Annotated in this window: 26 protein-coding genes; 10 read left to right on the top strand and 16 right to left on the bottom strand. The window is 72.0% G+C overall.

Annotated elements, in window-relative coordinates:
• Positions 1 to 3 precede the first annotated feature (3 nt).
• The gene (locus tag ABZ906_RS25475; RefSeq protein ID WP_361182469.1) at positions 4 to 702 is read left to right on the top strand and encodes an O-methyltransferase; all 699 of its coding nucleotides are present in this window, start codon (positions 4 to 6) and stop codon (positions 700 to 702) included.
• A gap of 160 nt (positions 703 to 862) precedes the next feature.
• Here ABZ906_RS25475 and ABZ906_RS25470 read toward each other — a convergent pair whose 3' ends face one another.
• Positions 863 to 1030 carry a DUF3117 domain-containing protein gene (locus ABZ906_RS25470; protein ID WP_361181733.1) on the bottom strand — a complete coding sequence of 56 codons (168 nt, stop codon included), beginning with the start codon at positions 1028 to 1030 and terminating at the stop codon, positions 863 to 865.
• A gap of 320 nt (positions 1031 to 1350) precedes the next feature.
• On the opposite strand from ABZ906_RS25470, the gene ABZ906_RS25465 reads away from it, so the two are divergent.
• Positions 1351 to 2151, top strand: coding sequence for an enoyl-CoA hydratase-related protein (locus tag ABZ906_RS25465; RefSeq protein WP_361386263.1), 801 nt, complete (start codon positions 1351 to 1353; stop codon positions 2149 to 2151).
• Positions 2152 to 2155: 4 nt separating this feature from the next.
• Here ABZ906_RS25465 and ABZ906_RS25460 read toward each other — a convergent pair whose 3' ends face one another.
• Positions 2156 to 2749: a DNA-3-methyladenine glycosylase I gene (locus tag ABZ906_RS25460; protein WP_361386260.1), complete on the bottom strand. Its 594-nt coding sequence runs from the start codon at positions 2747 to 2749 to the stop codon at positions 2156 to 2158.
• Positions 2746 to 3174, bottom strand: coding sequence for a DivIVA domain-containing protein (locus tag ABZ906_RS25455; protein ID WP_361181736.1), 429 nt, complete (start codon positions 3172 to 3174; stop codon positions 2746 to 2748). The genes ABZ906_RS25460 and ABZ906_RS25455 overlap by 4 nt, the downstream gene beginning before the upstream one ends.
• A gap of 124 nt (positions 3175 to 3298) precedes the next feature.
• On the opposite strand from ABZ906_RS25455, the gene folP reads away from it, so the two are divergent.
• On the top strand, positions 3299 to 4159 hold the full coding sequence (gene folP, locus ABZ906_RS25450) for a dihydropteroate synthase (protein ID WP_361386257.1): 861 nt from the start codon (positions 3299 to 3301) through the stop codon (positions 4157 to 4159).
• A 61-nt stretch (positions 4160 to 4220) separates the two neighbouring features.
• On the opposite strand, the gene ABZ906_RS25445 is transcribed toward folP, so the two are convergent.
• Complete coding sequence (locus ABZ906_RS25445; RefSeq protein ID WP_361181739.1) at positions 4221 to 4976, bottom strand: TIGR00730 family Rossman fold protein; 756 nt, start codon at positions 4974 to 4976, stop codon at positions 4221 to 4223.
• 87 nt (positions 4977 to 5063) lie between these two features.
• On the bottom strand, positions 5064 to 6155 hold the full coding sequence (dapE, locus tag ABZ906_RS25440; RefSeq protein ID WP_361386254.1) for a succinyl-diaminopimelate desuccinylase: 1092 nt from the start codon (positions 6153 to 6155) through the stop codon (positions 5064 to 5066).
• An 80-nt stretch (positions 6156 to 6235) separates the two neighbouring features.
• Between dapE and ABZ906_RS25435 the strand changes: the two genes are divergently transcribed.
• Together ABZ906_RS25435 and ABZ906_RS25430 are read left to right on the top strand one after the other, a co-directional pair.
• On the top strand, positions 6236 to 7162 hold the full coding sequence (locus ABZ906_RS25435; protein ID WP_361386791.1) for a heavy metal transporter: 927 nt from the start codon (positions 6236 to 6238) through the stop codon (positions 7160 to 7162).
• Between the two features lie 305 nt (positions 7163 to 7467).
• Positions 7468 to 7938 carry an ATP-binding protein gene (locus tag ABZ906_RS25430; RefSeq protein ID WP_361386251.1) on the top strand — a complete coding sequence of 157 codons (471 nt, stop codon included), beginning with the start codon at positions 7468 to 7470 and terminating at the stop codon, positions 7936 to 7938.
• Positions 7939 to 8003: 65 nt separating this feature from the next.
• Here ABZ906_RS25430 and ABZ906_RS25425 read toward each other — a convergent pair whose 3' ends face one another.
• Both ABZ906_RS25425 and fdxA read right to left on the bottom strand, forming a co-directional pair.
• Positions 8004 to 9107, bottom strand: coding sequence for a bifunctional succinyldiaminopimelate transaminase/glutamate-prephenate aminotransferase (locus ABZ906_RS25425; protein WP_361386248.1), 1104 nt, complete (start codon positions 9105 to 9107; stop codon positions 8004 to 8006).
• 106 nt (positions 9108 to 9213) lie between these two features.
• Positions 9214 to 9534, bottom strand: a complete 321-nt coding sequence (gene fdxA, locus ABZ906_RS25420) for a ferredoxin (RefSeq protein ID WP_030573070.1) — start codon at positions 9532 to 9534, stop codon at positions 9214 to 9216.
• A gap of 143 nt (positions 9535 to 9677) precedes the next feature.
• Between fdxA and ABZ906_RS25415 the strand changes: the two genes are divergently transcribed.
• Entirely contained in the window at positions 9678 to 10697 is a 1020-nt protein-coding gene (locus ABZ906_RS25415) for a GNAT family N-acetyltransferase (RefSeq protein WP_361181746.1), read from the top strand.
• A 40-nt stretch (positions 10698 to 10737) separates the two neighbouring features.
• Positions 10738 to 11574 (top strand): transglutaminase-like domain-containing protein, encoded by an 837-nt coding sequence (locus tag ABZ906_RS25410; protein ID WP_361386245.1) that lies wholly within the window; start codon positions 10738 to 10740, stop codon positions 11572 to 11574.
• On the opposite strand, the gene ABZ906_RS25405 is transcribed toward ABZ906_RS25410, so the two are convergent.
• On the bottom strand, positions 11567 to 12391 hold the full coding sequence (locus tag ABZ906_RS25405) for an AraC family transcriptional regulator (RefSeq protein WP_361181749.1): 825 nt from the start codon (positions 12389 to 12391) through the stop codon (positions 11567 to 11569). The genes ABZ906_RS25410 and ABZ906_RS25405 overlap by 8 nt on opposite strands.
• Positions 12392 to 12440: 49 nt before the next feature.
• Between ABZ906_RS25405 and ABZ906_RS25400 the strand changes: the two genes are divergently transcribed.
• Positions 12441 to 12932: a DUF2000 domain-containing protein gene (locus ABZ906_RS25400; protein WP_361386241.1), complete on the top strand. Its 492-nt coding sequence runs from the start codon at positions 12441 to 12443 to the stop codon at positions 12930 to 12932.
• Between the two features lie 102 nt (positions 12933 to 13034).
• On the top strand, positions 13035 to 13877 hold the full coding sequence (locus tag ABZ906_RS25395) for a transglutaminase-like domain-containing protein (protein WP_361386238.1): 843 nt from the start codon (positions 13035 to 13037) through the stop codon (positions 13875 to 13877).
• A 42-nt stretch (positions 13878 to 13919) separates the two neighbouring features.
• Here ABZ906_RS25395 and ABZ906_RS25390 read toward each other — a convergent pair whose 3' ends face one another.
• The 8 genes from ABZ906_RS25390 to ABZ906_RS25355 form a co-directional block, all read right to left on the bottom strand.
• Entirely contained in the window at positions 13920 to 14549 is a 630-nt protein-coding gene (locus ABZ906_RS25390) for a response regulator transcription factor (protein WP_361386235.1), read from the bottom strand.
• Positions 14546 to 15766 (bottom strand): sensor histidine kinase, encoded by a 1221-nt coding sequence (locus tag ABZ906_RS25385; protein ID WP_361386788.1) that lies wholly within the window; start codon positions 15764 to 15766, stop codon positions 14546 to 14548. Before ABZ906_RS25385 ends, ABZ906_RS25390 begins: the two co-directional genes overlap by 4 nt.
• Before the next feature lie 32 nt (positions 15767 to 15798).
• Positions 15799 to 16533 (bottom strand): ABC transporter permease, encoded by a 735-nt coding sequence (locus ABZ906_RS25380; RefSeq protein ID WP_361181754.1) that lies wholly within the window; start codon positions 16531 to 16533, stop codon positions 15799 to 15801.
• Positions 16527 to 17495: an ABC transporter ATP-binding protein gene (locus ABZ906_RS25375; protein ID WP_361386232.1), complete on the bottom strand. Its 969-nt coding sequence runs from the start codon at positions 17493 to 17495 to the stop codon at positions 16527 to 16529. Before ABZ906_RS25375 ends, ABZ906_RS25380 begins: the two co-directional genes overlap by 7 nt.
• A gap of 153 nt (positions 17496 to 17648) precedes the next feature.
• Positions 17649 to 19862, bottom strand: coding sequence for a hypothetical protein (locus ABZ906_RS25370; protein WP_361386229.1), 2214 nt, complete (start codon positions 19860 to 19862; stop codon positions 17649 to 17651).
• 170 nt (positions 19863 to 20032) lie between these two features.
• Positions 20033 to 20401: a DUF6113 family protein gene (locus ABZ906_RS25365; RefSeq protein ID WP_361386785.1), complete on the bottom strand. Its 369-nt coding sequence runs from the start codon at positions 20399 to 20401 to the stop codon at positions 20033 to 20035.
• Between the two features lie 113 nt (positions 20402 to 20514).
• Positions 20515 to 21435: an N-acetyl-1-D-myo-inositol-2-amino-2-deoxy-alpha-D-glucopyranoside deacetylase gene (gene mshB, locus ABZ906_RS25360; protein WP_361386226.1), complete on the bottom strand. Its 921-nt coding sequence runs from the start codon at positions 21433 to 21435 to the stop codon at positions 20515 to 20517.
• Between the two features lie 31 nt (positions 21436 to 21466).
• A complete protein-coding gene (locus ABZ906_RS25355) occupies positions 21467 to 21661 on the bottom strand; it encodes a hypothetical protein (RefSeq protein WP_190082113.1) in 195 nt (64 codons plus the stop codon).
• 150 nt (positions 21662 to 21811) lie between these two features.
• Here ABZ906_RS25355 and ABZ906_RS25350 point away from each other — a divergent pair, with 150 nt between their 5' ends.
• Positions 21812 to 23995 (top strand): prolyl oligopeptidase family serine peptidase, encoded by a 2184-nt coding sequence (locus ABZ906_RS25350; protein ID WP_361386223.1) that lies wholly within the window; start codon positions 21812 to 21814, stop codon positions 23993 to 23995.
• Positions 23996 to 24039: the final 44 nt, after the last annotated feature.

Here is a 24039-nt window from a genome sequence, read left to right as displayed (position 1 = left end):
CCCATCTGCGGGTTCCCGCCCCTTACGGATACAGTCACGGCCAGGCACCCGCGGGGACAGGAGAGGGCCATTACCGGCAACCGGCAGACGAGCTGGGCGTTCGCCGACGCCTTTGTCGCCGAGGACGAAGCAGCGCGCTGGGCCCGTGACCGGGCCAGGGACGCGGGCCTGCCCTCGGTGTCTCCCGGTACCGGTGCCGCACTGCGCATGCTGGCCGCCACGGCGGACGCCAAGGCCGTCGCCGAGATCGGAACGGGCACGGGCGTGTCCGGGCTCCACCTCCTGCACGGAATGCGGCCCGACGGCGTCCTGACCACGGTCGACCCCGAGCCCGACCGCCAGCAGTTCGCCAGGGAGGCCTTCCGCGCCGCCGGGTTCGCCGGCAACCGCGCGCGGTTCATCCCCGGCCGCGCACTGGACGTACTGCCCCGGCTCGCCGACGGCGGCTACGACCTCGTCTTCTGTGACGGCGACCGCACGGAGTACCTCGACTACCTCGCTGAATCGTTGCGCCTGCTGCGGCCCGGCGGGCTCGTCTGCTTCGAGGGCGCCTTCTCCGACGGCCGGACCGTGGACTCCGGCCCGCAGCCCACGGAGGTGCTGCACGTCCGCGAGCTGCTGCGCGCGGTGCGGGAGAGCCAGGACCTGATGCCGGCGCTGCTCCCGGTGGGCGACGGGTTGCTCTGCGCCGTCAAACGCTGACGACTCCGCGGGTCGGGCAACACTCACATCTGCGGGCCGGTCGTGGCTGAGCGCGCAGTTCCCCGCGCCCCTTCGGGGCGCTCCTGCCGACCTCGGACATAGCACTGCCCCGGCTCGTCTGGCGAGGCCGGGGCAGTGAAAAAGTGTGGGCGCTTCCGCGTCAGCTGACGACCTTCTTCAGGGCGTCGCCGAGTGCATCGGCCTCGTCCGGAGTCAGTTCGACGACAAGTCGTCCGCCGCCTTCGAGCGGAACGCGCATGATGATGCCCCGCCCCTCCTTGGTCACCTCGAGCGGGCCGTCGCCCGTCCGCGGCTTCATGGCCGCCATGCTCGTTCCCCTTCCTGAAACCAGCTCATCGCAGCCGACAACCCAGGTGTCACCGGCATCGAACACATTGCTTCCAGGCCATTATCCCGCATGGCAGGACCCGATGACCAACATCGGTCTGCATCGCTTGCGCAACGCGCGCCCGCAAAACCACTCAATTCGGCGATGTGGCTGCGATACTTCGCCGCCTCTTACGCCTCCGGGGCCGGGAATTCTTTGACGCAGGTCACATATCTCCCCTCATGTCGGAGCCCGATGATCTCCGTCATGCTGTGCTCGGACAAAGATGACCGCCGCAGGACCACTGGAGGGGATTCACCATGGCCGACACCGTGCTCTACGAGGTGAGCGACGGGCTCGCGACCATCACGCTGAACCGCCCCGAGGCGATGAACGCGATGAACACGGAGGCCAAGGTCGCCCTGCGCGAGGCGGTGCAGTCGGCCGGGTCGGACCCCGCGGTCCGTGCCGTACTGCTCACCGCGACCGGCCGCGCCTTCTGCGTCGGGCAGGACCTGAAGGAACACGTCGGCTCCCTCATGGCGGACCGCGAGGCGGGCACCGGACAGACCATGAGCACGGTGCGCGAGCACTACAACCCCGTGCTGCGCGCGCTCACCGGCATGGCCAAGCCGGTCGTCGCGGGCGTCAACGGCGTCGCGGCCGGTGCGGGCCTCGGCTTCGCCCTCGCCGCCGACTACCGGATCGTCGCGGACACCGCGCGTTTCAACACGTCCTTCGCCGGGGTCGCGCTGACCGCCGACTCGGGCGTCTCCTGGACCCTGCCGCGCCTGATCGGGCCCGGCCGCGCCGCCGATCTCCTGCTCTTCCCGCGCAACATCGGCGCACAGGAGGCGTACGACCTGGGCATCGCCAACAGGGTCGTCCCCGAGGCCGACTTGGCCGCCGAGGCCAAGGAACTGGCCCGCACCCTGGCCGAGGGCCCGACCCTCGCGTACGGCGCCCTCAAGGAGTCGCTCGCCTACGCGGCGGGCCACACCCTGGAGGAGACCCTGGAGAAGGAGGACAAACTCCAGACCAAGGCGGGCGCCTCCGAGGACCACGCGATCGCCGTCCAGGCGTTCCTGGACAAGGCGAAGCCGAAGTACCTGGGCCGCTGAGCCCCTAGGGGCGACCCGCGGGGACGCGGATCACGCAGTCCTCCAGGTGGTCGTTCACCAGGCCGCAGGCCTGCATCAGGGCGTACGCCGTGGTGGGGCCGACGAACCGGATGCCGCGCTTCTTCAGGTCCTTGGACAGGGCCGTGGACTCGGGCGTGATCGCCGGTACGTCGGCCAGGGCGGCCGGGGCCTTGCGGGAAGCGGGGTCCGGTGCGTACGACCAGATCAGCTCGTCCAGTTCGCCGTCGGCCCAGCCGGCGAGCACGCGCGCGTTGGCGAGGGTGGCGTCGACCTTGGCGCGGTTGCGGATGATGCCGGGGTCGGCGAGGAGCCGCTCGCGGTCGGCGTCCGTGAACCGGGCGACCTCATCGATCTTGAACCCGGCGAAGGCGGCGCGGAAGCCCTCGCGGCGGCGCAGGATCGTGATCCAGGAGAGGCCCGACTGGAAGGCCTCCAGGCAGAGCCGTTCGTACAGGGCGTCGTCCCCGTGGACCGGGCGGCCCCACTCCTCGTCGTGGTACGCCACGTAGTCCTCGGTCGAGAGGCCCCAGGGGCAGCGCAGTCTGCCGTCCGGGCCCGCAAGCGCGTCGCCGCTCACCGGTCGTTCTCCTCTTCGACGGCATCCTTCGGGGAGTTCTTCGGGTCGACCCGGTCTTCTTGGTCCTCGGTGAGCGACGCCGGGGCGTGCGTCTTGAGGAGGCCGGGGCCGCCGACCGCGGTGGCCTGGGCGCCGGCGAGCGCCGCCTCCAGCTCCGCGATGTGGGCGTCACGCTCGGCCAGTTCGGCGGCGAGACGGCCGAGGGCGTCGTCCACGTCCGCCATGCGGTAGCCCCGCAGGGTCAGCGGGAAGCGCAGCTCTTCCACGTCCGCGCGGCGCAGGGCGCGGTCGGGGGGCAGCGGGTCGGTGAACCGCTCGGCCGCCACGTCGGGCAGCACGGCGCGCTCACCGCCGCCGACCACGGCCAGCGTCACCGCGCCGACCACCACGACGAGGGCGATGACCAGGAACAAGAACAAGACCATCTCTTCAGGCCCCCACGCTCGACTGCCGTGCTCAAACTGTCAGAGTCTGATCGTGCCATGAGCCTGTGACAGTTAAGGTCGCAGGCGGCCGAAGGACGGCACCGACAGAGGAGGCTCACAGGGGATGCTCAGGCTTGGCAGGCGTGAATTCGACGCGCACGAGCCGGTGATCATGGCGATCGTGAACCGGACCCCTGACTCCTTCTACGACCAGGGCGCCACGTTCCGCGACGAACCCGCGCTCGCCCGCGTCGAGCAGGCGGTGGCGGAGGGCGCCGCCATCATCGACATCGGCGGGGTCAAGGCCGGTCCGGGCGAGGAAGTCACGGCCGAGGAGGAGGCGCGGCGGACGGTCGGCTTCGTCGCCGATGTGCGCAAGCGGTTCCCGGACGTCGTGATCAGCGTCGACACCTGGCGGCACGAGGTCGGCGAGGCAGTCTGCGAGGCGGGCGCCGATCTCCTGAACGACGCATGGGGCGGTGTCGACCCCCGGCTCGCGGAGGTCGCCGCGCGCTACGGCGTGGGGCTGGTGTGCACGCACGCCGGGGGCGCCGAGCCGCGGACCCGCCCGCATCGGGTGACGTACGACGACGTCATGGACGACATCCTCTCGGTCACCGTGGGCCTGGCCGAGCGTGCGGTCTCCCTCGGGGTGCCGCGCGAGTCCGTGATGATCGACCCCGGCCACGACTTCGGCAAGAACACGCGGCACTCCCTGGAGGCGACGCGGCGGCTCGGGGAGATGGTCGACACGGGGTGGCCCGTCCTGGTGTCGCTGTCCAACAAGGACTTCGTCGGGGAGACGCTCGACAAGCCGGTCAAGGAGCGCGTGGTGGGCACGCTGGCCACGACCGCGGTGTCGGCGTGGCTGGGGGCGCAGGTGTACCGGGTGCACGAGGTCGCCGAGACGCGCCAGGTGGTCGACATGGTCGCGACCATCGCCGGGCACCGGGACCCGGCCGTGGCACGGCGCGGGCTGGCGTAGGGCCGGTGACGACCGCCGGGCGGGCGCAGAAGAGGCCGCGCCCGGCGGGAGACCCGGCCCGCTAGCGGCCCACTTCCTTGGTGACCAGGGCGACCGCTTCGTCCACGTCGTCCGTGACGTGGAAGAGGTGTAGATCGTGCTCCGAGGCCTTGCCGCCCGCGATCACCGTGTCGCGGAGCCAGTCGACGAGGCCGCCCCAGTACTGCGACCCGAAGAGGACGATCGGGAAGCGGGTCACCTTGCGGGTCTGGACGAGGGTGAGGGCCTCGAAGAGTTCGTCCAGGGTGCCGAGGCCGCCGGGCAGGACCACGAAGCCCTGGGCGTACTTCACGAACATGGTCTTCCGCACGAAGAAGTAGCGGAAGTTCACGCCGATGTCGACGTGGTCGTTGAGGCCCTGCTCGAAGGGCAGCTCGATGCCGAGGCCCACGGAGACGCCCTTGGCCTCCCGCGCCCCCCTGTTGGCCGCCTCCATGGCGCCGGGGCCGCCCCCGGTGATCACGGCGAAGCCCGCGTCGACCAGCGCCTTGCCGATGCGGACGCCCGCCTCGTACTCGGGCGAGCCGACCGGCGTACGGGCCGAGCCGAAGACGCTGATGGCGCTGGGGAGTTCCGCGAGCGCGCCGAAGCCCTCCACGAACTCGGACTGGATGCGCATGACCCGCCAGGGGTCGGTGTGCACCCACTCCGACTCGCCCTCCGCGTCGGTGTCGAGGAGGCGCTGGTCGGTGGTGCCCGGGGTGATCTGCTCCCGCCGCCGCACCACGGGCCCCAAGTGCTGCTCGTCCCGCGGGCCCTGCCCTTCTGGACTTCCCATGAACATCCCCTTCCGCTGAGGTCTTGCTCGACGTGCCACTTCAGCGTAGGTCTACGGGTGTTACAGGCGGCGCACCCTTAACAGAACTCAGGATGTCAGCCAGGCGCTCAGCCGCTTCTCGGCCTCCGGGATCAGCGACGCCCGCACGCGCTCGTCGACCTTGTGGGCGAGCAGCGGGTTGCCCGGGCTGTAGTTCACGGCGGGCACGCCGAGCGCGCTGAAGCGCGAGACGTCCGTCCAGCCGAACTTGGGCTTCGCCTCGCCGCCGACCGCCGCCATGAAGGCCGCGGCGGCCGGGTGGTTCAGGCCGGGGCGCGCGCCGCCCGTGTGGTCGTCGACGACGAACTCGTCGATCTCGCAGTCGGCGAAGTAGTCGCGCACGAAGGCCTCCGCCTCCTCCTCGGTGCGGTCCGGCGCGTAGCGGAAGTTCACGACGACGGTGCACTCGTCGGGGATGACGTTGGTGGCGACGCCGCCCTCGACGCGTACGGCGTTGAGGCCCTCGTGGAAGCGCAGGCCGTCGACCACCGGTGTGCGCGGCTCGTAGGCGGCGAGCTTCTCCAGGATCGGCGCGGCCTTGTGGATGGCGTTCGAGCCCATCCACGCGCGCGCGGAGTGCGCGCGCGTGCCCTTCGTCTTCAACAGGACCCGCAGCGTGCCCTGGCAGCCGCCCTCGACCTGGTTGTCGGTCGGCTCCAGGAGGATCGCGAAGTCGCCCGCGAGCCAGTCGGGGTGCGCCTCGGCGACATGGCCGAGGCCGTTCAGATGGGCGGCGACCTCTTCGTTGTCGTAGAAGACGAAGGTGAGGTCGCGGTTCGGCTCGGTCACGGTCTGCGCGATGCGCAGCTGGACGGCGACGCCCGACTTCATGTCGCAGGTTCCGCAGCCCCACAGGATGCCGTCCTCGTCCAGGCGGGACGGCACGTTGTCCGCGATCGGGACCGTGTCGATGTGCCCGGCGAGGATCACGCGCTCGGCCCGGCCCAGGTTCGTGCGCGCCACCACGTTGTTGCCGTGCCGGTCGACCGTGAGGTGCGGCAGGCGGCGCAGGGCCGTCTCGATGGCGTCCGCGAGTGCTTTCTCCTCGCCGCTCGGCGACGGGAAGTCGACCAGCCGGGCGGTGAGCGCGGCGGCGTCGAGCGTGAGGTCGAGCGGAGCGTCGTGTGAGGTCTGAGCCATGGTTTCGACCCTAACGCCCCTGGCCGCACCGCCGTGTCGGTGGCCTCCAGTACCTTGGTCGCGTGCCTGAGCAGCCCCCCATCCTCGTCCGGCGCGGCCGCCTCCTGCGCATCGGGGCCGCCGTCGCGGTCCTTGTCGCGCTCGCGGGTTATGTGGTGGTGCAGTACGTCTTCGGGGGCAAGGCCGATCCGCGCTGCAAGGTCGTCTCGGCCAACGGCGACGGGGCGTCGTACGAATTCGGCGCGGACCAGGCGGAGAACGCGGCGACGGTCACCGCCGTGGGCACGTCACGCGGCATGCCGGAGCGGGCGATCACGATCGCCCTGGCGACCGCCCTTCAGGAGTCGGGCCTGCGCAACATCAGCCACGGCGACCGGGACTCGCTCGGCCTCTTCCAGCAGCGCCCTTCGCAGGGCTGGGGGAACGCGCGGCAGATCATGGACCCGGCGTACTCGGCGGCGCGTTTCTACGCCCATCTCGAAGACGTCCCCGGCTATTCGCGCCTGCCCCTGACCGTCGCCGCCCAGCGCGTGCAGCGCAGCGGCTTCCCCCAGGCGTACGCGAAGCACGAGCCGGACGCCGCACTGCTCGCCGCCGCGCTGACCGGCCGCTCCCCCGCCACCCTCACCTGCGAGGGCCGCACGGCCGAGGAGCCTGGCGACCCGGCGAAGGTGCGGGCGGCGCTGATCCGCGACTTCGGCCGCGACGTGGCGCCGAAGGGCGGCCCCGGCGGCACGGTCACCGTGCCGGTGGACGCTCCGGCGGGCGGCGCGGAGGGCGGGGCCGGGCAGCGGGGCTGGGAGCTCGCGCACTGGGCGGTGGCCAGGGCGTCCGCGCTGGGCATCGAGCGTGTCTCGTACGGCGGCCGGGAGTGGGGCACCGCCGACGCCGGCAAGGAGTGGCGCAAAATCGGCGACCCGGCCAAGGCGGACAAAAAGAGCTCCGGCGGGCGGCCCGGCGACCCCGGGAGCGGCACGGACCAGGTCCGAATTGTCGTTGGTCATTAGTGCGGCGCATCACCTGATCGAGCCACGCTGATCACTCAGGGGCGACCTGCCGCCCGGGCTTTCGCGCACGCCACCCCGTACATGCCAAAGCCCTTGCGAACACAGGGCATTGACGATTCAGCAGACCCCGTTGCGGCAAGCCTTTTGCCCGTTTTTATCCACAGAAGATTATGCGATGCATTACTAATTCTTTACGTTCGCCCACCGCAACCTTCGAGGGCTTCGAGCGGTAGTCACTGCGTCCGAGGCGCCGGACCCCATCCGGCCCGGGCACACCAACGTTCTCTCCCGTCTGAAGGAGCATCATGTCCCTCCCCCTGACCCGCCGGATCGCCCGTGCCGCGCTGCTCATCGCAGCGGGGGCGGCTCCCGTGGTCGGTGCGGCCAGCTCCGCAAGCGCCGCCGAGCTTCCGGCCTCCCCCGACCTCGGCGGTGTGAGCTCCCTGGACACCGCAGGTCTGGGCAACACCGTCGACGGCGCCTCCCGCAGCGCCACCGGTCTCGCGGGTGAGACCGGCAGCAAGGCAGTGAAGAAGGGCGTCCCGGCCGCGGGCAAGGTCGTCGGCACGGGCGCCAAGACCACGACCCCCGTGGCGCAGAAGGCCGCGGGCGACCTCGCGGGCAACGCCGGTGACGCGGTCGGCGAGACCACGGACACGGCCACCAAGGGCGGCCTGCCCACCGACACCGTCGGCAAGGGCCTGCCGACGGACTCCGTCACCAAGGGCGGCCTGCCGACCGACCAGCTGCCGGTCAAGAGCCTGCCGCTCGGCTGACCGCCGCACACCCGGAAGGGCCCGGAGCCACTGGCTCCGGGCCCTTCCGGCGTATCAGCCGCGGCTCAGGCGAGCCGCTCGACCGCTGCGGCCACGCGCTCGTCCGTCGCGGTCAGGGCGACGCGCACGAAGCGGTCGCCCGCGGGGCCGTAGAAGTCACCGGGCGCCACGAGGATGCCGAGGCCCGCGAGGTGCCCGACCGTCTCCCAGCAGGACTCGTCGCGGGTCGCCCAGAGGTAGAGGCTCGCCTCGCTGTGCTCGATGCGGAAGCCGCGGCCCAGCAGGGCGTCGCGCAGGGCGGTGCGCCGGGCGAGGTACCGCTCGCGCTGCTCGCGCACGTGCGTGTCGTCGCCGAGCGCCGCGACGACCGCCGCCTGCGTCGGCGCGGACGTCATCATGCCGCCGTGCTTGCGGATCTGCAGCAGCTCGCCGAGGACGTCCGCGTCACCGGCGAGGAACGCGGCGCGGTAGCCCGCGAGGTTCGACCGCTTGGAGAGCGAATGGACGGCGACGATTCCCTCGTACGAACCACCGCACACGTCCGGATGGAGGACCGAGACCGGCTCCGCCTCCCAGCCCAGTTCCAGGTAGCACTCATCGCTCACGAGGAGCACGCCGTGCTCGCGCGCCCAGGCGACCGTGCGGGTCAGCTCGTCCTTGGACAGGACGCGACCGGTGGGGTTCGAGGGCGAGTTGAGCCAGAGCAGCTTGAGGCCGGTCGGGTCCAGGTCGGTCGGGTCGTCGTACGCGACGTACTCGGCGCGGGCCAGCCGCGCGCCCACCTCGTACGTCGGGTAGGCGAGGCGCGGGTAGGCGACGACGTCGCCGGGGCCCAGGCCCAGCTGGGTCGGGAGCCAGGCCACCAGTTCCTTGGAGCCCACGATCGGAAGGACGTTGCGGTGCGTGACGCCGCGTGCGCCCAGGCGCCGCTCGCACCAGCCGGTGATCGCGTCGCGCAGCTCGGGGGTGCCCCAGACCGTGGGGTAGCCCGGTGAGTCCGCCGCCGCGATCAGCGCTTTCTGGATCAGCTCCGGCACCGGGTCGACCGGGGTGCCCACCGACAGGTCGACGATGCCGCCGGGGTGGGCGGCTGCCGTCGCCTTGTAGGGCTCGAGCTTGTCCCAGGGGAAGGTGGGAAGGCGGCCGGAAAGACCTGAGACTGCGGACACGTGCTGACTCCCGTACTGCATGTACGTACTGCCTGTATGGACAAATGCCTCGGCCCCGTACAGCGACATGTGCCGTACGGGACCGGGGCGGCGCTTCAAGCTGCCGTTACTGGTTCTGCGGCGGCAATGCGGCGATGAAGGCGTGGTCGCGCTCGATCAGGCCGAGCTTGCTGGCACCACCGGGCGAGCCGAGCTCGTCGAAGAACTCGACGTTCGCCTTGTAGTAGTCCTTCCACTCTTCCGGAGTGTCGTCTTCGTAGAAGATCGCCTCGACCGGGCAGACCGGTTCGCAGGCTCCGCAGTCGACGCATTCGTCCGGGTGGATGTACAAGGACCGGGAGCCCTCGTAAATGCAGTCGACCGGGCACTCCTCGATGCACGCCTTGTCCTTGACGTCGACACAAGGCTGCGCGATGACGTATGTCACGCTGTCGTTCCTCCTCGATACGGGCGTTGGCGGGCCGTCTTCAGGCTCCGCTCGCCTGGCGCGCGGGAGCGCGGCGTCGTCGATGCCCGCCCCTAGTATCTCCGTTCCCGGGCATGATCCGAACAGGAGGGGCGCACAGAGCTGTGGAATTCACTGCCGGCGGACGGCTCGAGGTCCGCATTACCCCTGCTGACGTGGGCAAACGAGTGTCTGTACGACGCCTCAACGACGGGTCGAGAACGGGTGGCAAGTTCACTGACACGGTGGGTGTTCTCACATCGTGGGACGACGGTGTGGTACTGATCACACGGCGCGACGGTGAGCGTGTCCGCATCGCGGAGAACGCCCTGGTGGCGGGGAAAGTCGTCCCCGCGGCCCCGGCCCGCAGGCGCGGCCCCGCGGCGTCTTACGCGGAGCTGGCCAGGGTCGCCGCCCGTGCCTGGCAGCCCGTGGAGAGCGAGGCGCTCGGCGAGTGGGAGCTGCGGGCCTCCGCCGGATTCACCCGGCGGGCCAATTCGGTGCTGCCGACGGGCGATCCGGGACGGCCCCTCGACGAGGCCCTGGCGTACGTACGCCGCTGGTACGGGGAGCGGGAGCTGCCCGCGTACATCCAGACCGCGACCGGCGCCGAGGGCACCCAGGAACTGCTCTGCGCCGAGCTGGCGGAGCGGGGCTGGGAGCGCGAGGTGAGCTCGGAGATCCACGTCGGTGCTCTCGCGCCGCTCGGCGATCTGGAGGCGCCCGGCGCCGGGGCGGAACAGGTGCGTCTTGCACGCTCATTCGACGAGGCGTGGCTGCGCCGGTACAACCGGTCCAAGGTGCCGGGACCTCATGTGCTCCAGGTGCTGGCGGGCGGACCTTCGGTGTGGTTCGCTTCCGTGCCCGGGTCCTCTTTTGACGCGGGGCCCGCGGCGATCGGGCGGTGCGTCGTGGACGGGCGCTGGGCGGGATTCATGGCGGTCGAGGTGGATCCGGCGCACCGCAGGCAGGGACTGGCGACCGCGGTGATGGCGGCGCTGTCCCGGCAGGCGCTCGCCGAGGGCGCTTCGGCGGCCTGGCTGCAGGTCGAGGACGGCAACGAGGGTGCGCGGGCGCTGTACGGCGGTCTTGGCTTCGCCGCGCACCACACGTACCACCACTATCGATACCCGTCGGCTCGGTAGCTTCTACCGGTCGGCGCGGTAAGTAAGGCACGAGGCACGCATGCACGAGGAGTCAAGGACCGCCGCGTCCCGGCGGCGGTTCGCCGATGAGGCCAGGTCCGAGCGGCCCGACCTGTCCCTGCTGTGCCTCCTGGTGAGCGCGGAGGCGGATCCGGAGGTCTGCGACGACGACATCGACGCGGCGCAGATCGAACTGGACCGGCTCGCCGGACAGCTGCCCTACCGCCCCGGCGGGGCACGGGAGTGGGCGGCCGCGCTCGCCGAACTCCTGGGCGCGCAATGCGGGTTCATGGGAACGCCCGCCGACTACCAGCGCCTGGAGTCCTCCCTCCTCCACGAGGTCCTCCGGCGCCGCCGCGGCCTGCCGATCCTGCTCTCGGTGGTGTGGATCGAGGTGGCGCGCCGGGCGGGCGCGCCCGTCTACGGCGTCGCGCTGCCCGGCCACTTCGTGGTCGGCTTCGGCGCGCGCGAGGAGCAGGTGCTCACCGACCCGTTCGCGGGCGGGCGGATCCTGACGGGCGAGGACGCGGAGGAGCTGGTCGCGGGGGCGTCGGGCGGCACGGTGACCCCGTCGATGCTGACGCCCACCGATCCGCTGAACATCGTGCTGCGCATCCTGAACAACATCCGCGCCTGGGCCGCGGCCCGACCCGAGCGCTCGGACGTCGCACTCTGGGCGGTCGAACTCTCCCTCCTTCTGCCCGCCCATCCGGCCCGGCTGCGTTACGAGCGTGCCCAACTCCTCGTTCAGCGCGGGGACTTCCTCGCGGGCGCCGCGGAGCTGGAGACGTACGCCGATGTGGTGACGGCGGTGGAGCCGACCACGGCGGACCGGGTGCGGGACCAGGCGCGGGCCGCCCGGGCGATGCTCAACTGACCCGGCCCGCCCGGCCACCGGCTCCCGTACGGGCGTAGCGCCCCGGTGCGATGCCCACGACCCGCTTGAAGTGCCGGGTGAGGTGCGACTGGTCGTAGAACCCCGTGGTGGTCGCCACCTCGCCGGCCGGCTGCCCCGCCAGGAGGAGCCTGCGGGCGCGGTCGACGCGGCGGGACATCACGTACTGGTGCGGGGCGATGCCGAAGGCCCCGCTGAAGGCGCGTACGAGATGGCTGGGATGGGCGTGGACCAGGCGTGCGGCCTCGTCCAGGGTCAGGCCGTCGGCGAGCCGCTCGTCGAGCAGATCGCGGAGGTCGTGGGCGAGGCCGCGGCCGGTGCGGCCGGGGGCGGCGGGGGTGAGCGCGGGGCGCAGGTGGCCGCGCAGCCGCTCGCCGATCAGCGCGAGGCGGCTCTCGGCCTCCAGCTCGTCGCCGGGGTGCGCGAGGGCCGCGTGCAGCTGGCCCACGCGTCTGCGCAGGACGGGGTCGACCAGGTCGGGGCCGTCCACCGCGGGGCCGATGTAGCTCTCGTCGAGCTGGGTCATGTCCAGGTAGAGCACGCGCTTGCGGAAGCCGTCGGGGGTGGCGGGCGAGCCGTTGTGCGGGATCTGCGGCGGGAGCAGCGAGACGGTGTCGCCCGGTGTGCCGTGCGCGTGGCGCTCCAGGTCGTAGCGGACGGCCCCGTCGTCCACGATCAGGAGGGTCCACGCGTCGTGGACGTGCATCGGGTACGCGTGCTCGGTGAAACGGGCGTGGAAGACCTCCACGACACCCGCTACCGGCGGGCGCCATGCGCGGATCTCCTGCCGGGCCACCATGCAAGAAACGTACAAGACGGGCGGTCGGGCGGCCCGGCAGTCTCGATGCATGAGAACCACCGCTGAGACAGCCACCGCAGCGCCCGGGAACGCCGGGGCGCAGACCGCCGGGATCACGGGCGAGGCGCCCGTCCGCTTCGACACGAAGATCGCCGTCCTGCTCCGCGACGACCTGGAGACCTGGCAGCGCCTCAACGTGACGGCGTTCCTGGTCAGCGGGCTCGGCACGGCGGCGCCCGAGGTGATCGGCGAGCCGTACGAGGACGCCGACGGCACCCCCTACCTGTCCATGATCCGCCAGCCCGTACTGGTCTTCGAGGGCTCCAAGGAGACGCTGACCGCCGCGCACGGCCGCGCGCTGTCCCGCTCGCTGCCGCGGGCGGTGTTCACGTCGGACCTGTTCACCACCGGCAACGACCGGGACAACCGGGCGGCGGTGCGCGCCGTGCCCGCGGACCAGCTCGACCTGGTGGGGCTGCTCGTCCACGGGCCGCGCAACGCGGTCGACAAGGTCCTCAAGGGCGCCCGGATGCATCCCTGAGCGACGCGGCCCGGCGCGGGAACGCCGGAGCGAGCGACGCACCCGGCAGCGCGGCACGAGATCGGAGCGCTATCGATCGGCCGGGCCGGGCACGAAGGACCTATGCACCCCCAATCCCCCGAGCGGCGACGCCTCTTCGCCGATCAGGTACGGTCCGCGCGGCCCGATCTCGCGCAGCTGTGCCTGCTGATCGGCGCGGAGGCGGACCCCGAACTCGACGACACGGACATGCGTGCGGCACGGCGCATCCTCGACCGCCTCGCCGACCAGCTGACCGAGCTGCTCTCGGACCGGCCGCGCGGACCCCGGTCCCTGGCGCTGGCCCTGGCCGAGCTGCTCGGCACCCGCTACGGGTTCAGGGGCAGGCCCGGCGACTACCAGCACCTGAGCTCCGTGCTGCTGCACGAGGTGCTGCGCAGGCGCAGAGGCCTGCCCATCCTGCTCTCGGTGGTGTGGATCGAGGTGGCCCGGCGCGCGGGCGTGCCCGTCCACGGGGTGGCCCTGCCCGGCCATTTCGTGGTCGGCTTCGGCACCCGTGACGAGCAGGTGCTCGCCAACCCCTTCGCGGGCGGGCAGGTGCTTTCCCGTGCGGACGCGGAGTTGATGGTAGCGGGGGCCACCGGCGCCCCGCTCGCGCCGTCGATGCTGAACCCCGCAGGGCCCCTCGACATCGTCCTGCGCATCCTCAACAACGTCCGTGCATGGGCGGCGACCCGCCCCGAGCGCTCGGACGTCGCGCTCTGGGCGGTCGAACTCTCCCTGCTTCTGCCCGCGCACTCCGACCGGCTGCACTACGACCGGGCCCAGCTCCTCGTCCAGCGGGGCGACTTCCTCGCCGGTGCCGTGGAGATCGAGACGTACGCCGACACCCTGGCCGCCACCGACGAGGCGGCGGCGGTGCTGCTGCGCCGGGAGGCGCACGGTGCGCGGGCGATGCTGAACTGAGTGCGTGGCGAGCGTGGTTCAGGGGTTCTTGGCGAGCGTCGTTCAGAGCCAGCCCTTGTCGCGGGCGACGTTCACCGCCTCGGCGCGGTTGCGGACGGCCAGCTTCTGGATCGCCGTCGAGAGGTAGTTGCGGACCGTGCCCGCGGAGAGGTGCAGGGCGGTGGCCAGTTCGGCGTTGGTGGCGCCGTCGGCCGCCGCGCGCAGGACCTCGCGCTCGCGGTCGGTCAGCGGGTTCGCGCCGCCGGCGAGTGCCGCCGCCGCGAGCGTGGGGTCGATGACCCGCTCCCCCGCGAGGACCTTGCGGACCGCCTCGGCGAGCTGGGCCGCGGGCGCGTCCTTGACCAGGAAGGCGTCGGCGCCGGCCTCCATGGCGCTGCGGAGATAGCCGGGGCGGCCGAAGGTCGTCAGGACGACGATCTTCAACTCCGGGAACTCCGCGTGGAGTCCGGCCGCCGCCTCGATGCCCGTGAGGCCCGGCATCTCGATGTCGAGCAGCGCCACGTCCACCGCGTGCTCGCGCGCCGCCGCGACGACCTCGTCGCCGCGGGCCACCTGGGCGACCACCTCGATGTCCGGCTCAAGGCCGAGCAGCGCCGCGAGGGCCTCGCGGACCATCGACTGGTCCTCGGCGAGGAGCACTCTGACGGGGGCGTCCCCACTGTTCGTACTCATGCGGAGGATCCTAGAGCCGAAGATCCCGGAGCGGTTTCGCCGTTCCCGTCCTCCGCGTCCTCGCCCTTGTCCTTGCCGTCTCCTTCGCCCAGCGGTACCCGCGCCGTGAGCCTGAAGCCGCGCCGGGTGCCGGGGCCCACGTCCAGGACGCCGCCCACCGCCTCCACGCGCTCGGTCAGGCCCGTCAGGCCGTTTCCGGGGGCCGTGGCGGAGCCGCCCCTGCCGTCGTCCTCCACGGACAGCTCGACGACCGGGCCGTCCAGGGTGTGCCGGGACGTGAACGCCACCGTGCAGCGGCGCGCACCGCTGTGCCGCACGACGTTGGTCACCGCCTCGCGCAGCGCCCAGGCAAGGGCCGTCTCGCCCTCCTCGCCGGGCAGCACCACGGGCGCCTCAAGGGGCACGTCCGCCTCGACACCGGCGGCGGTGAGCGCCGTGCGGGCGCCCGCGAGCTCCCCGGCGAGGGTGCGCCTGCGGTAGCCGGAGACCGCCTCGCGCACGTCCACCAGGGCCTGGCGGCTGACCTGCTCGATGTCCGCGACCTGCTGCGCGGCCTTGTCGGGGTGGGCCGGGAGCATCCGCCCCGCGAGCTCGCTCTTCAGCGTGATCAGGGAGAGCGAGTGGCCCAGGAGATCGTGCAGATCGCGGGCGAGCCGCAACCGCTCTTCGTTGGCGGCGAGTTGGGCGACGGTGGCCCTGGCCTGGCGCAGCTGGATCGTCGTACGGACCAGCTCCCGCACCCCGGTCATCGCGAAGCCGACCAGGACGGTGAGGACGGCGAGGCTGCCGAGCAGGTCCGCCACGCTGTCGGTGCGCAGGCCGATCAGGATCATCACGCCGGTGACGGCCGGGATGGCCCACGCCGCGTGCCGCAGCGGCAGCACGGCCCCCGCGGACACCGCCACGTACACGAAGAGCCCCAGCCAGGGCGTGCCGAAGGCGAACGAGAGGGCGACGGCGAGCGCGAGCAGCGCCCCGAACGACACGTGCACCACACGCCAGTCGAACACCTTGGAGGTGTAGCGGAAGACCAGGGTCAGGTAGCAGAACACGAAGGCCCCGAGGCCCAGCCAGCCGAACACCTTGGCCGCGTCGCCGTGGCCCTCCCCCAGCAGGTCCTGCACCGGACTGGCGAGGAAGACCAGCCAGATCCCGATCCACAGCGACTTGGTGAGCAGTTGGCGGCGGTCCGCCACCGGGCGGCCGAAACTTTTCAGGGGGTGGCCGGGTTCGGCGCGGTCGGTGTCATTCACGCCTTCGATGTGTCCTTCCGGTACAGCCATGCGGCGCCGCCCGCGAAGAGGACGAAGTACCCGACGAGGAGCGCGATGTCCTTGGCGTGCGGGGCGTCGCCCAATTCGATGGCCTGTCCGAGGGCAGCGTACGCATGGGTGGGCAGCCAGGTGGCGGCGGAGCTCAGCCAGTCGGGGAAAGTGGCCGTGGGCATCCACAGGCCGCCGAGCACCGAGAGCCCGAAGTACACGATCATCGTGATCGGGCGTACGGCGTCGCCGGTCGCGAGATAGCCGATGGCCACGCCGAGCGCGGCGAAGCAGAGGCTGCCCGCCCAGATCGCCCCGGTCAGGGCCAGCCACTGCCAGGCCTCCAGGCGTACGTCCTTGACGGCGGCGGCGACCACGAACACCACGACGATCGACGGCAGGCTGACCACGGCGGCGCTGGCGGTCTTGGCGATGACATAGCCGCGCCCCGGCAGGCTGGTGAGGCGCAACTGCCGGACCCAGCCGCTCTCGCGCTCCTTGGCGATGCGCTCGCTGTTGCCCATGAGGACGGCGGTGAGGGCGCCGAAGGAGGCCATCGACACCATGAAGAAGGCGGGCAGCGCGAGCCCCGTGTCGCCGACCATGTCCGTGCTGTCCTGGCCGCCCGCGATGATCAGGAAGAGCATCGACGGATAGATCACCGAGAAGAACAGGAACTTCTTGTTGCGCAGGGCGCGGACGATCTCCAGCTTGATCAGCATGTCCCCGCCTCCTTCCCGGCCTTCCCGGCCTTCCCGGCCTCTTCGGTCTCTTCGGCCGCGGTGATCGCCACGAAGGCCTGCTCCAGGCCGAGCCCCGCGACTTCGAGGTTGCGGGGGTAAAGACCGAGCCCGTACAGCGCGTGCACGGTGGCGTCGGCGTCCGTCGACTGGAGCCGTACGGTGCGGCCCGACACGTCGACCGCGGTGAGGAACGGCAGCGCGCGGAGCTTCTCGCCGAGTTCCGCGTCCAGCTCCCGGAGGTCGAACGAGATCTTCCGCGCCCCGGCCTTCGCCTTGATCTCGGCGGCCGTGCCGTCCGCGAGGAGACGGCCTCGGTGCAGGACGAGGACCCGGTCCGCGATCGCGTCGGCCTCCTCCAGGTAGTGCGTGGCGAACAGGACCGTGCGGCCCTGCTCCGCCTGCTCGCGCATGGTCGCCCAGAAGGCCTGGCGCACGGTGACGTCCATGCCGGTGGTCGGCTCGTCCAGGACGATCAGGTCGTTGGCTCCGGCGGTCGCGAGTGCGAAGCGGACGCGCTGTTCCTGCCCGCCGGAGAGCTTGTCGACCTTGCGGTCGGCGAGCTGGGTGAGGCCCGCGGCGGCCAGTACGTCGTCCGCGCGGTAGGGCCGGGGGTGCAGATCGCAGGCGAGCCGCACCAGTTCGCGGACGGTGACCTCCGCCATCAGGCCGCCGCTCTGCAGCATCGCGCCGACCCGGCCCGCGGTGATCGCCTCGCGCGGACTCGTGCCGAAGACCCGCACGGTGCCGCTGTCCGGGGACCGCAGGCCCAGGAGCAGGTCGAGCGCGGACGACTTGCCCGCGCCGTTCGGGCCGAGGAGCGCGACGGTCTCGCCGGGGTGGAGATCGAGCGTGAGGGAGTCCACCGCGCGGACGTCCCCGTAGCTCTTGGTCACCTTCTCGAAGCTCACCGCGGTGACGGGCGGTGCTGCGGTCGTCGTCATGCGCCCATCGTCGCCGGGGGCTGGGCTACGGCGGCAGTGTCGTGTGTGCCGGGTCCGGGATGACAGATGTCATGCCGTGCGGTCATGCCATGCAAAGGCCGGACGGTTCGAGTCACGAACCGTCCGGCCTCCGCCTTTCCGTACGTACCTGAATCAGCTGGCGTTCGTCTCGATCACGCCGACCCGCTCGGCCGGCGTCTTGCCGAGCAGCGCCTTGTTCATCGCGGCGGCCACGTCCGTCGGCTGGACGGGCGTCTTGTCGCCGTTGCCGCGCTGGATCAGGATGCCGTCGAAGACGTTGCCGTAGAGCTTCTTGAGCTCCACGAGGTTGTAGTGCGGCTGCAGCGTGCCGTTCTTGAGCACCTGCGTTTCCAGCACCTTCGGCAGCGACTTCGCCGGGCCGAACGGGATCGACGCGTTACCGGCCTTGATCGTGACGTTGGCCGACATGGCGGGCTTCGCGAAGCGCGTCATGAACTTGTCGACCTCGGCGTTCGCGACGGTCGGCTTGCGGGTCGTGACGGGGACGTCGACGGTGCCCGCGCTGCCGTTCTCGACCTGCTTCTTGTACCCCTCCGAGACGGCCTTGGTGGACGCGCCGACGTCGATGCCCTTGCCCGCCTTGCCGTACACGGCGACGGCCTTGCCGGGCACGAACTTGACCGAGCCCTCGCGGGCCGAGCCGGAGCCGCCCGCGGCGCGCTCCAGGGCGGCCGCCAGCTTCTCCTCGTCCACCGGCATCACCGGCTCGGCGACGCGGGCGCCGCCGAAGAGCGATCCGATCACCGACACGGGGTTGTAGTCGCTGCCCGCCGCCTCGCGGACGGTCGCCTGGCTGTCCAGGGTCAGGCCCGCCTGCTCCGGCTTGAGCGTGATCTCCTCGCCGTCGACCGACAGCTTCAGGTCCTTGGTGACCCGGTCGTCGAGCGCCGCGTCGAGCTTCTTCACGGCCTCGTCGCGTGTGCCGCCGCCGATGTCGACGCCGAGCGCGGTGGTGCCCTTCGGTACGTCGGCGTGGTTCATCAAGAGACCGGCGCCATAAGCCCCGCAGGCCACGACGACCACGGCGACGGCCACGAGAACGAGCTTGTTGCGCCCCTTCTTCTTGGGCGGGGCCGCGGCGACGGGCACGTTCGGCTGCACCGGCTCGGGCAGCTTGGGCGGGGTGTGCGGAACCGGTCCTTCGGCCTGCGGGCCCGCGGCGAACGGTGAGTTCTGGGCGGGCGGCACGACGGGGATGCCGCTGGTCAGGGTGTCGCCGGAGACGTTCGTGCCGGGCGTGGGCGCGCTCGGGCCGCCGGGGATGGAGCCGGGGCCGCCGTGCACCGGGCCCGCCTTCTGCGGCGTGAGGATGGCGGTGTCGTCGCTCATGACGGGCGCGCCGGTGCCTGCTCCCCGGCCCGAACGGGCAGCGGGGCCGGCCGGGTTGGGGCGCTTGCCGGGGCCACCCGGATTGCCGGGGCCACCCGGATTGCCGGGAGCGCCCGAGTTCGGCTGGGCCATGGGGTTCGCCCGGCCTGCCGGGTTGGCCTGGTTCGCCGGGTCGGCCGGGTTGGGCGTGCGGGGCGGTGCCGCCGGGTTCGGCGCCATCGGTCCATCACCGGTCGCGGGGCCGCTGGTCGGGCCCGAGGGACCCCGGCCGCCGTCGCCCCCGGCGCCCGCGGAGAAGTACGGCAGGTCCCCGCGCTGGGGGTCGCCGCCCTGCGGTGCGCCCGTGCCGAGCGGGCCGGAGGCCACGGCGCCGGACACGTCGAAGGAACCCGTTCCGGAGCTTCCCGATCCCGAACCGGAGCCGCCCGCGCCCGAACCGGCGGCGCCGCTCGCGCCGTTGCCAGCGTTGCCGCCGTTGGTGCTCGTGGGGCTCTTGCGCGGCGCGAACCAGTCGCTCGTCTTCTCCTCCGCCGGAGCGGGAGAAGGAGCGGGGGCGGGGGCGGGCGTCGGCCCGGCGCCGGGAGGCCCGGGCACGGAGCCGCGGGCGGACGTCCCGGCGGAACCGGGGCCGCCCGCGCCGTTCGCGGTACCACCCGCACCGTTCGCGGACCCCGTACGCCCCGCGCCGTCACCGGCGTCGGCCGCGTCCGCGGCGCGCCCCGCGTCCTGCGGGCGCGCGTTCAGGTCGCTCTCCGCGACGGGCGTACGCATGACGACCGGCGGAATGGGCCGCGATCCGGGGATGTTGATCCGGATGCGCGTGGTCAGCGTGGTCTCGGTCTTGGGCTCGTCGGGCCGCTCGTCGGCGGCCTGCCGCTGCGCGCCGTCCGAGGCGCCGTCCTGCGCCGGGGAGCCGTACGGCGGCGTCCCCGAGGGGTATGCGGCTCCACCGCGCCCCTGGGGCCCGGAGGACGAACTGTCAGTTTCACGACTCAAGGCAGGTTCTCCCGGTTGGCTCCGCCGCTTGTGCTCCCCGCGCGGTGGGGGTCCCCCCGGCCGAAGAGGCTGGGGGAGGCTCGGCGGCGCGCACCACCATACTGGCCGCCGTCGGCACTCATCCTGTGACCGCCTTCAAACCCGTGCGGCACACGGGCTGAAGTGGTACGTCACTTGCCAAGTCGGGCGGCGGGCCCGCCTGGTTGCGGTCGCCGGCCGAGGGTGGCACACATCACAGCGACCGCCATTCCGCCGAGCAGGAAGGCGTACGAGCCGAGTCCCGCGCCGAAGAGGAAGTCCCCCTCGGGCCGGCTGGCCGTGAGCAGCATGACGGCGACGAGCCAGCCCGCCGCCGGCGCCACCGCCCCCGCTCTGGTGCCGATCGCACGCGCCCCTCCGTAGAAGAGCCCGGCGGCTCCGAGCAGCGCGAGCAGCAACCCGCCGGGGAACCAGCCCCCTTGGACGAGCGCGCCCGCCGTGCCGATCACCGCACCGAGGACGAAAAGTCCCGCATAAGCGGCAAGTCGGCCGAAATTGATCGGCTGGGCGAGCGCGCTGCCGCCGGGCGGGGCGGCAGCGGACGACGAGCCGGAGGGCCGTCCGGAGGGACGACCAGAGGACCCGGAAGCCGATGACGCACGCGAACGAGTACTCACAGCGCCGTCACCCCTCCGCGCCCCGCACCTTCGAGCCCCGCGAACAGATCCGTCTCACGCTCGCCGTCCATCGCACCGGCTTTCCCTCGCACCAACTCGTAGTACTCCACATCGAAGATCGGCTGCGCGAGCCCGTTCGACAGGACGAAGAGCGGACCCTGCACCTCGATCTGCGTGGCGTGCGCGCGCATCGCCGCCGCCTTCGCCTGCGCGAAGGCCGTCCCGTCGATCTCCGCCGTGATCCGCTCGTCGTCCGTCACACCGGGCACGTCCGCGGGCACGCCGGGGGTGGTGAACGTCGTCTGCCCGAGGGCACCCTCCATCCACCGGAACCGCTCTTCGACGACGGAACGCGGCGCGCGGTTCCAGTAGATCTTGCCGATGGTGTGCGGTTCGCCGAGATCCGTGCGGAAGGCGCCCTCGGCCGCGAGATCCGCGGCGCGCATCGCGACCCGGTGGGCCTGGATGTGGTCGGGGTGGCCGTACCCGCCGTCCGGGTCGTACGTCACGAGGACCTGCGGACGCACCTCGCGGATCACCTCGACGAGGTGCGCGGCGGCTTCGTCGAGATCGGCTGACCAGAAGGCGCCGGTCCGGTGGTTCTGCTCGATGCCCATCATCCCGGAGTCGCGATAGCGCCCGGTGCCGCCGAGGAAGCGGTGGTCGGTGACCCCCAGCTCCTTCATCGCGGCGGCCAGCTCGCCGATGCGCTGCGGACCGAGCACGTCCTCGCGGTCGGGAGCGAGATGGGCGAGCTCGGGCGGGATGACCTCGCCCTCCTCGCCGAGCGTGCAGGTCACGAGCGTGACATGGGCGCCGTCGGCCGCGTACTTGGCCATCGTCGCGCCATTGTTGATCGACTCGTCGTCGGGGTGCGCGTGCACGAGCAGCAGACGCCGGGCGGGCAATTCCGTCATGGGACCACCCTACGAGCACCCCGCACGCCGGTCAGAACTTGATGTCGCCGATCATCCCCGCCACGTTCGTGGTCAGCTCGTTGATCGTCGGGGCGATGGAGGAACTCGCCAGATAGAACCCGAGGAGGACACAGACGATCATGTGGCCCGCCTTCAACCCTGACTTCTTGACCAGCAAGAAGACAATGATCGCCAGCAGCACCACCACCGAAATCGAGAGTGCCACGGCGGCTCACCTCCAAGTCCCAGACCCTGCACCAGTGCGGATGCCCAGCAGGTACTTACCCACTAAGCGCTACGGATCATAACTATCCGTGGGTCCGCATGACTCGGAGCACGGCAGCACAAGGGGGCGCATGCCCCATAGGCTCGGAGGATGACCACCGAGACGCCCGCCACCGCCGGGCACACCGAGAGTCAGACGCAGCGGCTCTCCTTCCCTCGTCTGCACGCCCGCACGCAACGCTTCACTCTCGGTGCGCCCCGCGCGTTCACGGTGGCGCCGGACGGGTCGCGCGTCGCCTTCCTGCGCTCGTCGTCCGGCACCGACCGGGCGAACCAACTCTGGGTCCTCGACCTGGAGGACGGCGCGGTCGAGCGTGTCGCGGCCGACCCTCAAGCGCTCCTGAAGGGCGCCGTCGAGCGCCTCTCTGCCGAGGAACGCGCCCGCCGCGAGCGCAGCCGCGAAGGCGGCGCGGGAATTGTGGGCTACGCCACGGACGCGGCGGTGGAACTCGCCGCCTTCACTCTCTCCGGCCGGCTGTTCGCCGCCGAGCTGCGCGCGGGCACGGCGCGCGAACTGCCCGCACCCGCCCCGGTGATCGACCCGCGCCCCTCCCCCGACGGCCGCCACATCGCGTACGTCGCCGGGGGCGCCCTGCGCGTGACGGGCGCCGACGGCGAGGGCGACCGGGCGCTCGCGGCGCCGGAGCCGGACTCCGCCGAGAAGGCGACCGTGACGTACGGCCTCGCGGAGTTCATCGCGGCCGAGGAGATGGCGCGTTCGCGCGGCTTCTGGTGGTCGCCCGCATCGGACCGCCTTCTGGTCGCACGCGCCGACGACGCCCCGGTGCGGCGCTGGTGGATCGCCGATCCCGCGCACCCGGAGACGGAGCCCGCAAGGGTCGCGTACCCGGCGGCGGGCACCGCCAACGCGGACGTACGGCTCTTCGTCGTGACCCTGGACGGCGCGCGCACCGAGGTCATGTGGGACCGCGCCCGCTACCCGTATCTGGCGCGCGTGCACTGGTCGTCGGCGGGGGCGCCGCTGCTCCTCGTCCAGTCCAGGGACCAGCTCAGCCAGCTCTACCTCGCGGTCGACCCGGACGACGGTTCGACCCGCATGGTGCACGCGGAAGAGGATCCGCAGTGGCTCGAACTGTTCCCCGGCGCTCCTTCCTGGTCCCCCAGCGGAAGGCTGGTGCGGATCGTGGACGAGGGCGGCGCACGGGTGCTCGCGGTGGGCGAGCGCCCGCTGACCGGGCCCCAGTTGCACGTGCGTGCCGTACTGGACGTGGCGGACGACGATGTCCTGATCTCGGCGTCGGCGGGAGAGGCCGCCGCGGCCCCCGAGACCGGTGAGGTGCACGTCTACCGGGTCAACGAACTGGGCGTCGAGCGCGTCTCGACCGAACCCGGCGTGCACTCGGCGGTGCGTTCGGGCGGCCTCACGGTCCTCGTGTCGGCCACCCTCGACCGGCCGGGCGCCCGGGTCCAGGTGCTGCGCGACGGCAAGCAGGTGGCCACGGTCGCCTCACACGCGCAGCATCCGGGGCTCACCCCGCGCGTGACTCTCACCGAGGGGGGCGCACGCAAGATCCCGTGCGCCGTGCTGCTCCCCACGGACTACGAGGAGGGCTCGGGGCCGCTGCCCGTGCTCCTTGACCCGTACGGCGGTCCGCACGGCCAGCGGGTCGTCGCCGCGCACAATCCGTACCTCACGTCCCAGTGGTTCGCCGACCAGGGCTTCGCGGTGATCGTCGCGGACGGCCGGGGCACTCCGGGGCGCTCGCCCGCCTGGGAGAAGGAGATCCGGCGGGACTTCACGCTCACCCTGGACGACCAGGTGGACGCGCTCCAAGGCCTGGCCGCGTCCTTCCCCCTGGATCTCGACCGGGTCGCCATCCGGGGCTGGTCCTACGGCGGTTACCTCGCCGGGCTCGCGGTCCTGCGCCGTCCCGACGTGTTCCACGCGGGGGTGGCGGGGGCGCCGGTGACGGACTGGCGGCTGTACGACACGCACTACACGGAGCGGTACCTGGGGAACCCCGGTGAGGACCCTGCGCCGTACGCCCAGAGCTCTCTCGTCACCGAGGAGGGCCTGGTCTCGCCCGAGGTGCCGCACCGGCCCCTGATGATCGTCCACGGCCTCGCGGACGACAACGTGGTGGTGGCGCACGCGCTGCGACTCTCCTCGGCGCTGCTTGCCGCGGGGCGGCCCCATGAGGTCCTCCCCCTCTCCGGGGTCACGCACATGACTCCGCAGGAACAGGTCGCGGAGAACTTGCTGCTGCTCCAGGTCGACTTCCTGAAGCGGTCGCTGGGCCTTTCGCGGGGCTAGCGGCACGGCGGTCGGCCGGGGCGACATGGCAAACCCCGGCCGAC

Source organism: Streptomyces sp. NPDC046925 (assembly GCF_040644915.1).
Lineage (GTDB): Bacteria > Actinomycetota > Actinomycetes > Streptomycetales > Streptomycetaceae > Streptomyces.
The sequence above is the reverse complement of the archived record's forward strand: the minus strand, read 5'-3'. Positions and strand labels throughout refer to the sequence as shown.